1 protein-coding gene is annotated in these 1030 nt (G+C 61.6%); it reads left to right on the plus strand.

Translation table 11 applies throughout. The annotated features are described in order from the left end of the window. The coding region (locus tag AC04L7_RS19520; RefSeq protein ID WP_475513821.1) for an ABC transporter substrate-binding protein at positions 1-1030 on the plus strand (1030 nt) is incomplete at both ends.

A 1030-nucleotide genomic window follows, 5' to 3' on the forward strand; every position in this document is an offset into this window, starting at 1 on the left:
GGTCAAGGGCTTCTACAAGGCCGAGGACGATGCGTTGTTTGCGGCCATCAAGAAGTTCGAGGACAAGAACAAGGACGTGAAGATCGAGCTGTCGCAGTACCCGATCCAGGACATGATTCCCAAGACCGTGTCCGCGCTCGACTCCGGCAGCCCGCCCGACGTGGCCTATGCCGACGTGTACGACTTCCAGGTCACGGGCAAGTGGGCCTTCGACGGCAAGCTCGAGGACATCGGCAGCGTGCTCGCGCCCATGAAGGACCGCTTCGCGCCCAACACGCTCGAGACGGCCTTCCTCTACAACGACCAGACCAAGAAGAAGRCCTACTACGCGTTCCCGATCAAGCAGCAGACGATGCATATCGAGTACTGGAACGACATGCTCAACGAGGCCGGGTTCAAGGRGTCCGACATCCCCACCGCCTGGAAGGACTACTGGTCGTTCTGGTGCGAGAAGGTGCAGTCAGGCAGCCGCAAGCAGACCGGCAAGCGCACCTTCGGCATCGGCATGCCGATGGGCGTGGATTCGAGCGACTCCTTCTATTCGTTCCTGACCTTCATGGACGCCTACAACGTCAAGCTGGTGGACGACAGCGGCAAGCTGCTGGTGGACGACCCCAAGGTGCGCGCCGGCCTGATCAGCGCCTTGACCGACTACACCACGCCCTACATGAAGGGCTGCACGCCGCCCTCGTCGACCAGCTGGAAGGACCCGGACAACAACGTCGCCTTCCACAACAAGACGACCGTGATGACGCACAACGCGACCATCTCCATTGCCGCCAAGTGGCTCGACGATTCGAACAACGCCTCGCTCACGCCCGAGCAGCGCGAGGAAGCGCGCAAGAACTACACCGAGCGCATCCACACGGCGGGCTTTCCGAACAAGCCTGACGGCAGCAAGATGGTCTACCGCTCCGCGGTGAAGACCGGCGTGGTGTTCAAGGACGCCAAGAACAAGGCGCGCGCCAAGGAGTTCGTTGCCTTCCTCATGCAGGAAGAGAACCTCACGCCGTACGTCGAGGGTTCGCTG

The sequence above is a fragment of the Pseudoxanthomonas sp. LjRoot204_2 genome, assembly GCF_056175765.1.